Annotated in this window: 11 protein-coding genes; 2 read left to right on the forward strand and 9 right to left on the reverse strand. The window is 70.5% G+C overall.

The window, feature by feature from the left end; all coding sequences use genetic code 11:
• The 7 genes from ASF58_RS05320 to ASF58_RS05350 are packed head-to-tail and all read right to left on the reverse strand — an operon-like array spanning window position 1 to window position 8,014.
• Window positions 1-1,224, reverse strand: a complete 1,224-nt coding sequence (locus ASF58_RS05320; protein WP_055948133.1) for a glycosyltransferase family 4 protein — start codon at window positions 1,222-1,224, stop codon at window positions 1-3.
• Entirely contained in the window at window positions 1,221-2,066 is an 846-nt protein-coding gene (locus tag ASF58_RS05325; protein WP_055948135.1) for a sugar phosphate isomerase/epimerase family protein, read from the reverse strand. Before ASF58_RS05325 ends, ASF58_RS05320 begins: the two co-directional genes overlap by 4 nt.
• Window positions 2,063-3,652 carry a YcaO-like family protein gene (locus tag ASF58_RS05330; RefSeq protein ID WP_055948138.1) on the reverse strand — a complete coding sequence of 530 codons (1,590 nt, stop codon included), beginning with the start codon at window positions 3,650-3,652 and terminating at the stop codon, window positions 2,063-2,065. The genes ASF58_RS05325 and ASF58_RS05330 overlap by 4 nt, the downstream gene beginning before the upstream one ends.
• A gap of 19 nt (window positions 3,653-3,671) precedes the next feature.
• A complete protein-coding gene (locus ASF58_RS05335; RefSeq protein ID WP_055948140.1) occupies window positions 3,672-4,685 on the reverse strand; it encodes a Gfo/Idh/MocA family oxidoreductase in 1,014 nt (337 codons plus the stop codon).
• On the reverse strand, window positions 4,685-5,869 hold the full coding sequence (locus ASF58_RS05340; RefSeq protein WP_055948144.1) for a methyltransferase domain-containing protein: 1,185 nt from the start codon (window positions 5,867-5,869) through the stop codon (window positions 4,685-4,687). The genes ASF58_RS05335 and ASF58_RS05340 overlap by 1 nt, the downstream gene beginning before the upstream one ends.
• A 31-nt stretch (window positions 5,870-5,900) precedes the next feature.
• Window positions 5,901-6,824 carry a hypothetical protein gene (locus ASF58_RS05345; protein WP_055948147.1) on the reverse strand — a complete coding sequence of 308 codons (924 nt, stop codon included), beginning with the start codon at window positions 6,822-6,824 and terminating at the stop codon, window positions 5,901-5,903.
• Entirely contained in the window at window positions 6,824-8,014 is a 1,191-nt protein-coding gene (locus ASF58_RS05350; RefSeq protein WP_055948149.1) for an inositol-3-phosphate synthase, read from the reverse strand. Before ASF58_RS05350 ends, ASF58_RS05345 begins: the two co-directional genes overlap by 1 nt.
• A 317-nt stretch (window positions 8,015-8,331) precedes the next feature.
• Between ASF58_RS05350 and ASF58_RS05355 the strand changes: the two genes are divergently transcribed.
• A complete protein-coding gene (locus ASF58_RS05355; RefSeq protein ID WP_055948918.1) occupies window positions 8,332-9,516 on the forward strand; it encodes a transglycosylase SLT domain-containing protein in 1,185 nt (394 codons plus the stop codon).
• Window positions 9,517-9,534: 18 nt separating this feature from the next.
• Here the strand turns inward: ASF58_RS05355 and ASF58_RS05360 are convergent, their stop codons facing one another.
• Together ASF58_RS05360 and ASF58_RS05365 are read right to left on the reverse strand one after the other, a co-directional pair.
• Window positions 9,535-11,151, reverse strand: coding sequence for a DHA2 family efflux MFS transporter permease subunit (locus ASF58_RS05360; protein WP_055948152.1), 1,617 nt, complete (start codon window positions 11,149-11,151; stop codon window positions 9,535-9,537).
• 13 nt (window positions 11,152-11,164) lie between these two features.
• Entirely contained in the window at window positions 11,165-12,403 is a 1,239-nt protein-coding gene (locus tag ASF58_RS05365; protein ID WP_055948154.1) for an HlyD family secretion protein, read from the reverse strand.
• A 307-nt stretch (window positions 12,404-12,710) separates the two neighbouring features.
• Between ASF58_RS05365 and ASF58_RS05370 the strand changes: the two genes are divergently transcribed.
• Window positions 12,711-13,286, forward strand: coding sequence for an HdeD family acid-resistance protein (locus ASF58_RS05370; RefSeq protein WP_244477205.1), 576 nt, complete (start codon window positions 12,711-12,713; stop codon window positions 13,284-13,286).
• The last annotated feature ends 68 nt before the right edge of the window (window positions 13,287-13,354 follow it).

Here is a 13,354-nt window from a genome sequence, read left to right on the forward strand (position 1 = left end):
TCAGAGCAGGTGCGGTTCGGCGCGGAAGCGGCAGGACGGATCGTGCGGCAAGACCGTCGGGAAGTCGGTGGCCGGACGCGTCCGGGCGATGCCGGCATAGACCTCCATGATCTGCCGGCCCACCGCGCGCCAGGAATAGACCCGGCGGCACTCGGCCAAGCCGTCCGCGGCGAGGCGCTTGCGCAGGGGCGCGTCCTCGATCACCCGGGCGAGGGCCTCGGCCAGGGCCGGCACGTCGCCCGGCTGGACCAGGAGGCCGTTCTCGTCGTCGCGCAGGCAGTCCGAGACGCCGACCGAGTGGGTCGAGACCACCGCGAGCCCGGCCGCCATCGCCTCCAGGATCGTGTTGGAGAACCCCTCCGCATAGGTCGGCGACACGAAGACGTCTGCCGCCCGGTAGAGGTCCGGCACGGTGTCGTAGTCGGCGTAGCCGGTGAAGCGGATCTCGGCCTCGGAGAAGTTCAAGTCCGCCGCGCGGGCCTTCGAGGATTCCACGTCGGGCCCGATGCCGGAGATGATCGCCTCGAACGGGATCGCGCGGGCGCGCACGAGCGCCAGGGCGTCGATGAAGTCGAGCACGCCTTTCCGGCGGTCGACGCGGCCGTGATAGAACAGCCGCACCGGACCGGGATGGTCGCCGGGCCCCGGCGTGAAACGCGCGGTGTCGACGGCGCCGGGCACGATGGTGAAGCGGGCGGGGTCCGAGCCGAGCCGGTCGCAGACCTCCTGGACGAAGGAGGCGCCGCCGATCAGCAGGGCGTTGGCATGGGCCAGCACCTCGCACATGGCGACCCGGTGGGTCTCGCAGCAGGAGCCGACCCAGTGGCCGTCGCCGCCCTGGATCGAGACCACGTTCGGCACGCCGATTGTCCGCGAGGCCAGGAGTGTGGCCCAGCCGGTCGGGTAGCCGTACTGCGCGTGCAGGATGTCGAAGGGCTTCCGGGCGTGTTCGGCGCGGATCGTCGCCACCATGGTGTCGATGTCGCGCTCGAAATCGCCGCTCTCCTGCTCGCCCACCTGTTCCAGGCCGATGACGGTGACGCCCGGCACGGCGGGGGGCGGGCCGCCGCCGTAGACGCGGGTGCCGAAGGCGTCGCCGCGGTACTGGGAGATCATCGTCACGTCGTGGCCGGCCTCGACCAGCTCGCGCAGGAGATTCTGCGCGTAGACGCTCATGCCGGAGATCGCCGGGAAGTAGCGGCGCGAGACGAAGCAGATCCTCACGCGGAGGCTCCCGGGTTCGGATTGCGGCAATCGCGGAGGTATTTCAGCGAGGCCGGTACCATCAGGTCGGCCCGGTGGCTCTCGCGGGAGAGCTCCACGCAGATCAACCGGTCGAACCGGATCGCGTCGAGGGCCGCCAGCACGCCCGGCACGTCCATGTCACCCTCGCCGAAGGGCAGGTGGATGTGGACGCCCCGCGCCATGTCCTCGATCGCCACGGTGCCGAGGCGGTCGGCGAATTCCGCGACCGCCACCGCCGGGTCGCGCTCGCCGGTGACGAGGCAGTGGCCGGTGTCGAGGGCGAGCTTCAGCCCCGGCAGGTCGAGGGCGGCGTAGTCGTCCAGGGTCTCGATCAGCATGCCGGGCTCGGGCTCCAGGCAGGCGACCACGTTCTGCGCGGCGGCGTAGGCGACGATCTCGGTCAGCCCCTCCCGCAGCCAGCCCTGGGCCTCGGTGGGATCGATGCCAGGCTTCGGCACGCCGGCCCAGAACGAGACCGCCTCGGAATGCAGGATCGCCGCGATGTCGACGGCGCGCTTGAGGAAGCCGATCCGGCGGGCCCGGCCGGCGGCATCGCCGCTCACCAGGGTCGGCTCGTGCTTGGCCTTGGGGTCGAGGAGGAAGCGCGCGCCGGTCTCGATCACCGAGCCCAGGCCGAGGCGCTGGAGCCGGCTCGACACGCGCTGCGCCTCCGGCCGCCAGCTCTCGGCGAAGGGGTCGAGGTGGTGGATGTCGAGGGTCAGCGCCACGCCCTGGTAGCCGGCCTCGGCGATGAGATCGATCGCATCGTCGAGGCGGTGATGGGCGGTGCCGTTGGTGTTGTAGGCGAAGCGCAGGCTCATGCGGCACGGCCCTGCTGGGCCAGACGGAACGGCGCGTGGTGCGATTCCGGCTCGCGGTAGAGCGGGTAGTGCGCGCCGACGATCCGGTCGGCGAGGGCGGTGTCGAACAGCGGCTGGCCGCCGAAGCGCTCGATCGCCTCCGGGGGCAGGCGCACGGGCTTGAGGGTGTCGGTGGCCGCGCCGAAACGGATCAGCGGGTGGTCGCGGTCGATGAGCTTCTGCGTGTTGCGCGCGCCGATGCGGTGGTAGCTCATGGTCTCGACCTCGAGCCCCGGCACGATGGCCTTGACCACGCCGACGCCGCCGCCGGGCGGCGAGCAATCGACGTAGAGGACGTCGAAGCCGGCCTGCTCCAGGCGCTCGCGGGCGATGCGGCCGCGGGCGTGGCCGTCCGGCGCCTCCGTGGTCGGCAGGTCGGTGAAGCGCTTGGTCGAGCGCTCGGAATAGACGGTGTCGCGCAGGGTGGCGGCGATGCCCTCCGGCGGCTGCACGATCCATTCGAGCATCGCCTTGAGGGCGCGGCTCTCCTCGAGATCGAGGCTCGGCAGCGCCTTGTCGATGAAGGCCTTGACGTAGCCCGGGGGCGTGACCCGTTCGGCGAAGGAGAGCGGCCCATGGCCGAAGGCCTTGCGCACGCGGGCGGCCTGGAATTCGAGGAGCGCCTTGCGCAGGGCCCGCTCGCGATCCGGATCGCAGGCCTCGCCGCAGGCCGAGAGGGCGATCGGCACCGGCGTGTCGGCGAGGTTGCGGTCGTGGCCGACGACGTAGAGGTTGGTCAGGCCGAACTGGTCGGTGGCGAATTTCGGCAGGGCCTTGATCCCGAGCTCGTCCAGCCGGTCGAGCATGCCGCGCGTCTCGGGGCCGAGGCCCTCCGAGAGATCGAGCATCACGCCCTGGTCGAGGGCCCGGAACAGCAGGCCGTTGCCGTCGCGCTGCAGCAGTTCGAGCAGGCCGTGGCCCAGTGCGAACGGCACGTCCGGCCCGGCGCCGAGACCGTTGGTGATGAGGTTGGTGAAGGGCTTGTAGCCCTCCGACAGCTCGAAATAGTCGGTGGCGGCGATGTCGAGCGGCATCAGCACCGTCTCGCCGCTGCGGGCGCGGAGGGTGGGCGTCCATTCGAGGGTGGTGCCGCGCCCCACCGGGCTGCCGGCCGGCAGGCAGAGCGTCAGGGGATCCGCCACCGCGCCGGCGCCGTAGACGCGCACGAGGTCGTCGTAGCTGGCGCGCTCCTTCTTGCGCGGCATCACGGCGAGCGACGGCATCAGGTTCTCGGCGATCTCCGCCACCGCGCCGATGATGGCCTCGTCGTCGGTGGCGCCGTAGCCGATGCCGCTCGGCATGGCGCCGACGAAGAACGGGTCGTCGAGGAACAGCGACACGAACCAGACCGGGATGCCGGTGCGGTCGAGGGGCGCCAGGGGGAAGCCGACGATGCGGCCCTCCGGCAGGATGTCGAGATAGGTGCGCACGGGCTCGGGTAGAGCGGCCGGGAGGCCCTCGATCCGGCGGGGGGCGCCGTGGGTGTAGGCGCGCGGCGCCTTGATCCGGCTGTGGCGGGCGCGGTCGTCCTGGTCCTGCTCGTTCACGGTCGTGGTGTTCCGTTCCTCAGGGCAACGCGGCGTAGGCGCGGGCCAGCAAGCGCATGGTGTGAAGGTCGCGGGTCGCGCTGTAGGCCTCGCGCTCCGCCGGCCGGCGCAGGGCCGAGCCGAAGGCCTTCACCTGTTCGAGGAAAGGCGAGGCCTCCCCGTCGAAGGGCAGAGTGTCGGACAGGCCGGTTGACCCGTCGGTGAACGAAAGGCTGCCGCCCGCCACCTGGCCCATCGTGTCGATGGCCGTCAGCAGGCCCCCGGTGCCGGTCACTTCGAGACGGCGGCGGGGCAGGGCGTCCGGGCAATTGTAGGCGACGTGCAGGTTGGCGAGGACGCCGGAGGGCGTGCGCCCGATCAGGAGGGCGCCGTCGTCGACGGCGTAGTCCTGCGCCCGCGCCTGGGTCAGGGCGGCGAGGTCGTGGATCGATTCGTCGAGGAGGAAATCGACGAGATCGAGGCCGTGCGGAGCGAGATCCATCAGGGCGCCGCCGCCGGCCTTGGCCGGGTCGATGCGCCAGTTGTCCTGGCCGGCGAAGGACGTCCACGTGCTCGGCAGCCAGCAGGCATAGACGATGCGGATCGCCGTGACGGTCCCGAGCCGGCCCGCGCGGATCGCGTCCCGCATGGCCCGGTGGGCCGGGTGGTGGCGCTGGTCGAAGGCGGTGCCGTAGAACGTCTCCCCGCCGCGCAGCGCCGCGACCATGGCCTCGGCCTCGTCGAGGGAGGCCGCCATCGGCTTCTCGCACAGGATCGCCTTGCCGGAGCCCGCCAGCGCCTCGATCGCCTCCCGGTGCAGATGGTTAGGGGTGGCGACGTAGACGGCCTCGACCTCCGGATCGTTCACGAGGTCTTCGAGCCGCGCATAGGCCCGGGCGCCCTCGGCCTCGGCCGCCGCGCGGGAGGCCTCGCCTGGATCCGCGACGGCGACGAGCCGATGCCCGGCCGCGCGGATGCCCGGCGCCATGTAGTCGCGTGCGACCCAGCCGTAGCCGACGATGCCCCAGGCGACGGGGTCCTGCTCCGACGCCATCACCAGCGCTCCGGAAGGTCGACATAGGTCCGGTCGCGGACCCGGTCGGCCTCGGGCGAATCGAGGTCGCCCTGCCAGTCGAGACTGTCCGGCCCGGCATAGGTCGACGGATAGGTGGCACGGGCGGCGTACTCGGCCTCGTAGCGCTCGGAGGGCCAGCGGATCGCGTGTTCCGCGCCGCCCTCGGAGACGAAGAGCGGGTTGATGCGCAGGGTCCGGCCCGGGCGCGGCACGGTAATGCCGTCGATCACGGGGCGGGGGGCCGGGCGCATGCCCGGGCCCGCCACCACCGAGAAGGCCTCGCAGCCGGTCAGGTCCTGGGGCTTGCGGGGGGAGGGGGCGCGCCGCTCCAGCATGGCCCGCGTCAGGTCGTCGTCGTCGTAGACGAGACCGTCGGGGAAGAGCTCGTCGATCTCGGCCGCCGAGACGGCGCGACCCGCCGAGAAGCCCGGTCGGTCGCTGTTGTGGATGTGGCTGACGGCAAGCCAGCCGTCGTCGCCGGCATTCTGGCGCAGGCATTCCAGCACCTCGGCCTTGCGGTCGAGGAAGTAGAAGGCGTCGTTGCAGACCACGAGGTCGACCGGCGCGTCCGGGATCGGCCAGTGGGGCGAATGGGCATCGAAGCAGACGAGCTGTGCCGACTTGCCCACCACCCAGTGGCGCGCGACCCAGAGCTTCGCGAAGACGACGTCGGCGCCCGAGACCTTGATGCCGCGGGTCTGGAATTCGCGCAGGTAGTGGCCGATGCCGCAGGCGAACTCGAAGACGCAGACCGGGTTGTTCCAGTGCGCTTCGAGCAGGGTGAGGCCGGCCAGGAAGGTCGGGTCGGTCCAGCGATGCAGGAAGTAGTCGCCGACCCGGCCCCAGCCGAGGAGCCGCACCGCATCGCGCAGGGAATGCTTGTCCCGCGCGCGCACGAGTTCGTGCAGCTCCAGAGGGTCGGCCGGCGGCCCGGTCCACCAGTCGTCCTGGTCGGCGAGCAGACCTTCGAGGGCGAGGTCCGCCTCGCCGGCATCGAGCCGCTTTAGCGTCTGCGCGACGAGGTCGGCGCGGTTGGTGCGCAGGTAGGGGATGCCGTCGATCACCGGCCAGCGCGCGCCGCTCTCCGCCTCGCGCAGCGAGTGGGGGGTATCGGCCTTGAGGGGCTCGCCGGTCTCCGGCGAGCGAAGATCGAAGGGGATCATGACGGGGCGCCCGCGCGGTCGCGAGGTGAAATCACGGGATCTGCATGTCCTTGAGCACGCGGTCGTGGAAGCCTTTCACCGGACCCGCATGGACGAGCTCCATCTCGTCGAGAACCGTGCCCATGGTCAGGGTCGCGGCCCGCAGGTGCTGGGCGATCTGCAGCACGCGGTCGATGCAGTCGGCCGCGTGGAAGGCCCGGCCTTCCGCCGTGGCGTCGTCGGGCAGGACGCTGCGCGCCCGCTCGACCGTCTCGCGCAGGGCTGGGTCGAGTTCGTCGAGCGCCCATTGCGTGGTGCGGGCCATGATCGGCAGGAGGTGGTCGCCCAACAGCATCTCGCCGGTAAAGCCGGCATCCGGCATCGCGGCATTGTGGAAGTGATGGGCCATGGCGGCGAGGAAGACCTGGGTCGGGTCGGCTCGGTAGAACGGGCTCAGCACGACGCCGTAGACCGCCACCATCAGGCAATGCTCGGCATGGTTCTCCGGCGGCTCCAGCAGGATGCGGGGCTTGCCGGGGCAGGTGACGCCGGCGCGGGGCTGATGCGCCAGGGCGGCGACGAAGCCCGGCAGGGGACCCGGCACGAAGCTTTCCGGCGCGCGCAGGGCCCCCCGGAGGCGGTCCCGCAGGCTGGAGGCGACGCTGTCGGTGACGGCATCGAAACCCGCCACCAGGACATCCGCCGTTGCCCGCTCGTCGAGCCCGGCGGCGCTGAGGAACGCGGCGTCGAGATCGCAGAGGCGGGCCGCGGCGAGGGCCTTGGCGGTGATGTCGAGGGCGACGGCCTCTGGCGCGGCGCCCCCGGTGAGAGCGCCCCAGCCTTGCGCGAACAGGCGCTCGGCGATGGAGCCCGTCCGCCCGGCGGCGTGCACGCGCTTGAGGTCGTTGACCTCGACGAGGAGGGCGCGAAGCGCCAGCGGGGCCGCGGGACCGGCGCCCTCCGTCTGCGTCGACATCAGTGCGTGCCGAGCCACTCGAGCAGCATGGTCTGCTGCTTGCCGAAGTCATGCTCGGGGCCGTGGCCGTTCTTCACCATCGGGGCCTTGAAGAAGCTCGAGAGCTGCTCCTGGACACCGCCGTCGCCGCGCTGCTTGGCGAGCTCGAGGACGCGGGCGATCTCGATGACGAGGGGGGCGGCCAGGATCGAGTCCTTGCAGAGGAAGTTGACCTTGATCTGCATCCGCTGGCCCATGAAGCCGCTGACATCGATGTTGTCCCAGGCTTCCTTGTCGTCACCGCGGGGGCGGTAATAGTGGATGTGCACGAGGTGGTCCTCGACCGGGTAGCCGAGGATCGAGTCGAGCACCGTGCCCTTGGTGTTGAGCTTCGACTGGAGCGAGTCCTTGTCGTTCAGGGCCAGACCGTCGCGGTTGCCGAGGATGTTGGTGGAGAACCAGCCGTCCACGTGCAGGGCGCGGGCCTTGAGGGCCGGGGCCAGGACCGTCTTCATCATGGTCTGGCCGGTCTTGCCGTCCTTGCCGGCCACGGGGACGTTCATCTCCTTGGCCAGTTCGAGCAGGGCCGGCACATCGGCGGCCACGCTCGGGGTGAAGTTGGCGTAGGGCACGCCGCTCTTGATCGCCGCATAGGCGTAGAGCATCGCCGGGCTGATCGACTCGTCGCTGCTGTCGAGGCCCTTCTCGAAGGCGGCCGTCGAGTTCAGGGTCGGGTCGGACAGATCGGGCCAGCGCTCGGTGGAGGCGAGGTTGATGACCACGACCTCGTCGAGATTGCTCTCGGCCTTGAAGCGGCGCAGGTCGTTGGCGATGACCGAGACCGCCTCGCGGTGATCCTTGGCGACGATGCGGTTGGCACCCTCGATGTTCTTGCAGAACTTGGCGCTGCCGACGGCCGGCCAGGGCTTGATGCCCTTCAGGACCTGGGCGCCATTCTCGATATCCTGCGCGGTGAGAACGCCGTGGCCGGTGGCGGCGGAGGCGAGGTCATCGTCGTTCAGATCCCATCCGCCGAACACGAGGTCCTTGTAGTCGGCCATCCCGGCGACCGGGACGCCCGCCAGGGGCAGGCCATCGAGGCGGTTCGATCCGGATTTAATCATCTCGATGCCTGCGATGGCGGTGGTGGCGACAGCGCCACCCATGCCAACGAACGCAACGCCGACGCGGCGACCGGTCTGCATGCTCATTGGAAAACGGCTTCCTTCTTCAGGCGAACGGGAGCCTGTCCCAACCTGGGGGCCGTTCCGCTCAGCCCTCACTAACTGGGCTTCCGGGGTTGCGTTCCAACCCTGGCCAGGACGCCTTTTTGACGCGGTGCACCTGAACGGCCACCGAACGATCCATTAAAAATTCGTAAATACAATGGCTTAACCCAACGTTAAGCCTGCCATCGTTGAATCACGGAGCTGTCCCATTCTGGTCACAGCAACCGGCGAGACGTCCCCTCGCTGAACGACAACGAAGCCGCGCCCGACGAAGGCAGCGGTACGAACAAGGACCAATGATGGGGGTTTTCCCGGAGCCGGCGCTCTGCGCCGACGACGTGAGCCGTCTCGTGCCCAACGAGACCTTCGACGCAGACCCGACCGTGGCATGGCTGCCGCGGACCGAGCGCAGGACGCGCCGGACCTTCGCCACTCTCCGCCGCCGGACCCTCGCGACGCTCGTCACCGGCGTGCTGCTGGGCGGCGCGCTGCCGCAGAACGCCCTGGCACCCGCCGCGGCGGCCCATGACCGGATCGACGAGCGCGCCCTGACGGCGCAGGCTCTCGTCCGGGACCAGTCCGCGCCTGTTCCCGAGACCCCTAACGCGTCCGACTGGGCCGGGGTTCCCGTGGTCGAGCAGGAACCCGCGACGCTGTCGCTGATCGAGAGCGACCTCGCCTCCCTCGCCCCGAGCCGCGACGCCTCCGGCGCCGAGCGACTGCGCTTCGGCGACATGGCGGTGCCGCGCGAGATCGTCGACACCATCCTGCGGGCCGCCACGGAAACCGGCGTCGACCCAGTCTACATGATGGCGCTGGCCGACAAGGAATCGAGCTTCGCCACCAAGGTGAAGGCCTCGACCTCCTCCGCCGAGGGCCTGTTCCAGTTCCTGTCGGGCACCTGGCTCGAGCTGATCCGCACCTACGGCGCCCGCCATGGGCTCGCCGACGAGGCGGCGGCGGTGAAGGGGCGCGGCAGCGCCATCACGATCGCCGACGAGGCGACGCGGACCCGCGTGCTACGCCTGCGCCAGGACCCCTACGTCGCCGCCCTGATGGCGGGCGAGCTCATCAACCGCGACAAGGGCCGGATCGAGCAGCGCATCGGTCGCGACCTCTCCACCGCGGAGCTCTACTTCGCGCATTTCCTCGGCACCGCCAGCGCCGGCCGCTTCCTCGCGCTCACCGCCGAGAAGCCGGGCCAGGTCGCCAAGCAGGTGTTCAAGGCCGCGGCGAAAGCGAACCGCAGCCTGTTCACCGAGAAGGCCGGCAAGGGCCGCCGCAGCCTCACGGTCGCCGAGGTCCGCGAAAAGATCGGCGGCATGATCGACCGCCGCCTCGACCGCTACGAGGGCGTGGCCGCCCTCGCGGCCCCGGAGCTGAAATCCGAGGTGACCCTCACGGAGATCGAGACCGACGCGGTCCCCGTCCCGGCCCAGGCCGGACGCGTCCACGTCACCGAGGCGACCACACCGGCCGAGTGAGCCCAGACGCGGCCTGGTTCAGTGCCCGGCCGGTGCGCCGCCGCCGAGCTTGACCTTGCTGAGGATCATCGCGAGCGGCACCGCCGCGCCGGAGACGAGGCAGAGCGACCAGAACACGTCGATGTAGCCCCAGTACGCCACCTGGGTCTGGAGCTGCTGGCCGATCCAGGCCATCGCCTGGTTCTGCGCCTCGACCCCGGACGCCCCATGGGCCTGGAAGTACTGCGTCGCCGCCCGCAGGGTCTCCTGGTAGTTCGGGTTGGCGCTGGAGACGCTCTCCCCGAGCCGGCTCTGGTGGAATTGCTGCCGGTAGGCGAGCACGTTCTGGGCGAGGCTCACGCCCATCGAGCCGCCGACGTTGCGGGCCACGTTGATCAGCGCCGAGGCCTGGTCGGTCTGGCCCTTCTCGATGCCCTCGTAGGAAGCGGCGGTGATCGAGATGAAGATCATCGGCAGGCCGATGCCGATATAGATGCGCGACCAGGCGAAGAACCAGAAGCTGGTGTCGCCGTAGAGGCGGGTGAGGTCGTACATCGCCGCGGAGACGATCGCGGCGCCCAGCGCGATCAGGTATTTCGGCTGCACCTTCCCCGAGATCCGGCCGATCACCAGCATCATGAACACCGTGACGAGGCCGCCCGGCGCCAGGACGAGGCCGGCGAGGGTGGCGGTGTAGCCGTAATATTCCTGCACCAGCTGCGGTACGAACTGCGTCGTGGCGATCAGGATCGCGCCCGTGGCCATCATCACCAGGAAGCAGGCGCCAAACTGGCGGCTGCCCAGGAGCCGGAGATCCACCACCGGGTTCTTCCGGGTCAGCTCCCAGGGGATCATCGCCACGAAGGCGACGACGCAGATCACCGCGAACACCACGATGAAGTTCGAGCCGAACCAGTCCTTGCGCTGGCCCTCGTCGAGGACGACCTCGAGCGCCCCCAGGAAGGTGGCGACGAGCAGGAACCCCACCAGGTCGAAGCGCACGCCCTCGCGGCGCAGGCGCCGCCGCTCCTCCACGGCGCCCTTCGGGTCCTCCAGCAGCAGGTGCATCAGCCCGAGGGCGATCAGGCCGATGGGGCCGTTGATGAGGAAGCACCAGTGCCAGGAGACGTTGTCGGAGAGCCAGCCGCCCAGGGTCGGGCCGATCACGGGGGCCACCACCACGGCGAGCCCATAGAGGGCGAAGGCTTGGCCCCGCTTCGCCGGCGGGAACGAATCGGCCAGGATCGACTGGGCCAGCGGCGCCATGCCGCCCCCGCCCAGCCCCTGGAGCACCCGGAAGACCAGGAGCGATTCGAGGTTCCAGGCGAAGCCGCACAGCACCGAGGCCACGGTGAAGAGCGCGATGCTCCACATGAAGAAGGCTTTTCGCCCGAATCGCTTGGCGAGGAAGCTCGAGGCCGTGAGCACGATGGCGTTGGCCACGAGGTAGCTCGTCACCACCCAAGCCGCCTCGTCCGGGCCCACCGCGAGGCCGCCGGAGATGTAGCGCAGGGCCACGTTGGCGATGGTGGTGTCGAGCACCTCCATGAAGGTCGCCAGCGAGACCACGAGGGCGATGGCCCAGGGATTGTGCCCGCCCGGGGCCTTGGCGGAGGCGTCCGAGGCCCCGCCGGCCTCCGCCGCGGCGGCGCTCATCGCGCGATGCCCGTCACCGGACGTGCACCCGCGGCACGATCGACATGCCGGGCCCGATGGCGACGTCGGTGGGCCACTGGTCGACTACGATCTTCACCGGGATGCGCTGGACCACCTTCACGTAGTTGCCGGTGGCGTTCTGGGCCGGAAGCAGGCTGAAGGCGGTGCCGGAGCCGGGCTGCACCGAATCGACGTGCCCGGTGATCTTGCGGTCCGGGTAGGCGTCGATCGCGATATCGGCGTGCTGGCCCGGCCGCATGTCGGTGATCTGCGTCTCCTTGTAGTTCGCGATCACCCAGATGTCGTCGGGCACGAAGGTCGACAGCGTCTGCCCGGCCTGGGCGAACTGTCCCCTGGCCCCCGACAGCTGCACCATCCGGCCCGGCTGGGCCGCCGTGACGGTGGTGTAGCCGAGGTTGAGTTCGGCCTGCGCCACCTGGGCCCGGCCGGTGGCGAGGCTGGCCTCGGCCCCCGCCTTCTGCGCGGCGAGCGCGCCGACCTGGGTGCGCGCCGCGACGAGGGTGGCTTTCGCGCGGTCGTAGGCGGCCTGCTGCTGGTCGAGGGTCGAGGCGGAGGATTGCGAGCGCTGGATCGTGCCCGCGCCCTTCTCGGCGAGGTCGCGGTAGCGGGCCGCGTCCTCCCGGGCGAACTTCAACGAGGCCTCGGCCTGGGTCACCTCCGCCTGGGAGGCCGAGACCTGCGCCTTCTGGCCCTCGATCTGCGCGTCGAAGTTGCGGATCGAGGCCTCCGCCGAGGCGACCTGCGCCCGGGCCTGCGCCAGGGCGACCTCGTAGTCGCGCCGGTCGATCTGGAACAGGACGGCCCCGGTCTCGACATGCTGGTTGTCGGTGACCGGCACGTCGACGATGTAGCCGGCGACCTTCGGCGCGATGGAGAATTGCCGCGCATCGACGAAGGCGTCGTCGGTGGATTCGAACGGGTGCAGGCGAGTCAGCCAATAGACGTACGCGCCGGCCGCCAGGGCAACGACCGCGACCGCGATGCCGAGGGCCCAGAACGGATGCCGGCGCAGGATGTTCGGCTTCTTGTCCGCGCTCCCGTCGGACTCCTGGGCCGGATCGGTCTCGCCGGCGGACTCGCCGGCGCGGTCGCGCGCTCCGGTATCCTCCGGCGGCGCCTCTCCGGGCGCCCGCGCGTTCGATGCCTGCGCTTGGGAGCCGTCCGCATCGGATGGCCGCACCGACTCGCCCCGTGCGGGCTGGCTCCCCACGGCCTGCTGATCCTGAAGCATCGACTGATCGTCCGAACGCGTCCAGGGGCCGCGCGATCGAAACCGCGCCGCCCGAAATTCCCGCCTCGGCGACAACAAGAAGTAGCGCAGGCGATTGTTCCGGTGGCGGATCACATTTGCGGACCGCGTCCGCGACCGGACGGAACGTCCGAAATCCGGCGCGCGTTTTCGGGATCGAGGGGCCGGGTCGCGGTCCGTCCGCAAGCTGCAGGAGGCGCGTATGACCGCCGGTTCTCCCCTGTCGCCACCGGGTGCCGCCGGTCCGGGCGGCCTTGATCGTCTCGACGCGGGGGCGCGTCTCGATGCGATGAGTACGGTGCTGGCCCGCAACTGGTGGTTGATGGCGCTGCGCGGGGTGGTCGCCATCCTGTTCGGGCTGATCGCCTTCGTGGCGCCGGGCGCCTTCGTCCTCTCCCTCGTGCTGTTCTTCGCCGCCTACATGCTGGTGGACGGCATCGTCGGAATCGTCGCCTCGGTGCGGGCCGCCCAGCGCCACGCGCGCTGGGGTTTCCTCCTCCTCGAAGGGCTCCTCGACATCGTCGTCGGCGTCGCGGCCGTGCTCGTGCCGGCGGCGGCCGTCTGGGCCTTCGTCTATCTCGTGGCGTTCTGGGCCCTCGTCACCGGCGGCCTGATGGTCGCGGCGGGCTTCCGCCTGCATGCCCATTACGGGCGCTGGTGGCTGGTGCTCGGCGGCGGCGTCTCGATCCTGTTCGGCATCGCGCTCCTGATCAATCCCGGCCTGTCGGCCCTGGTGCTGACCTGGTGGATCGGCAGCTACGCGATGGTGTTCGGACTCCTGCTGGTCCTGCTGGCCTTCCGCCTGCGCGGCCGCCATGCGGAGGCGGGCCGGCCCGGCCCCCTGGGGCGTCCCGGAACGGCGTAGCTTTGCCCGCGCGAGATGGTCTAGAACTGACCCGACACCGCGCGGCGCTTCGCTGCTGAGCGCCGCCC

The organism is Methylobacterium sp. Leaf125 (assembly GCF_001423085.1).
In the GTDB taxonomy this organism is placed as follows: Bacteria; Pseudomonadota; Alphaproteobacteria; order Rhizobiales; family Beijerinckiaceae; genus Methylobacterium.

Coding starts and splice junctions, on each gene's coding strand:
- ASF58_RS05325 (WP_055948135.1), bottom strand. CDS start 2,066: ATGAGCCTGCGCTTCGCCTACAACACCAACGGCACCGCCCATCACCGC.
- ASF58_RS05335 (WP_055948140.1), bottom strand. CDS start 4,685: ATGGCGTCGGAGCAGGACCCCGTCGCCTGGGGCATCGTCGGCTACGGC.
- ASF58_RS05340 (WP_055948144.1), bottom strand. CDS start 5,869: ATGATCCCCTTCGATCTTCGCTCGCCGGAGACCGGCGAGCCCCTCAAG.
- ASF58_RS05345 (WP_055948147.1), bottom strand. CDS start 6,824: ATGTCGACGCAGACGGAGGGCGCCGGTCCCGCGGCCCCGCTGGCGCTT.
- ASF58_RS05350 (WP_055948149.1), bottom strand. CDS start 8,014: ATGAGCATGCAGACCGGTCGCCGCGTCGGCGTTGCGTTCGTTGGCATG.
- ASF58_RS05355 (WP_055948918.1), top strand. CDS start 8,332: ATGGGGGTTTTCCCGGAGCCGGCGCTCTGCGCCGACGACGTGAGCCGT.
- ASF58_RS05360 (WP_055948152.1), bottom strand. CDS start 11,151: ATGAGCGCCGCCGCGGCGGAGGCCGGCGGGGCCTCGGACGCCTCCGCC.
- ASF58_RS05365 (WP_055948154.1), bottom strand. CDS start 12,403: ATGCTTCAGGATCAGCAGGCCGTGGGGAGCCAGCCCGCACGGGGCGAG.
- ASF58_RS05370 (WP_244477205.1), top strand. CDS start 12,711: ATGAGTACGGTGCTGGCCCGCAACTGGTGGTTGATGGCGCTGCGCGGG.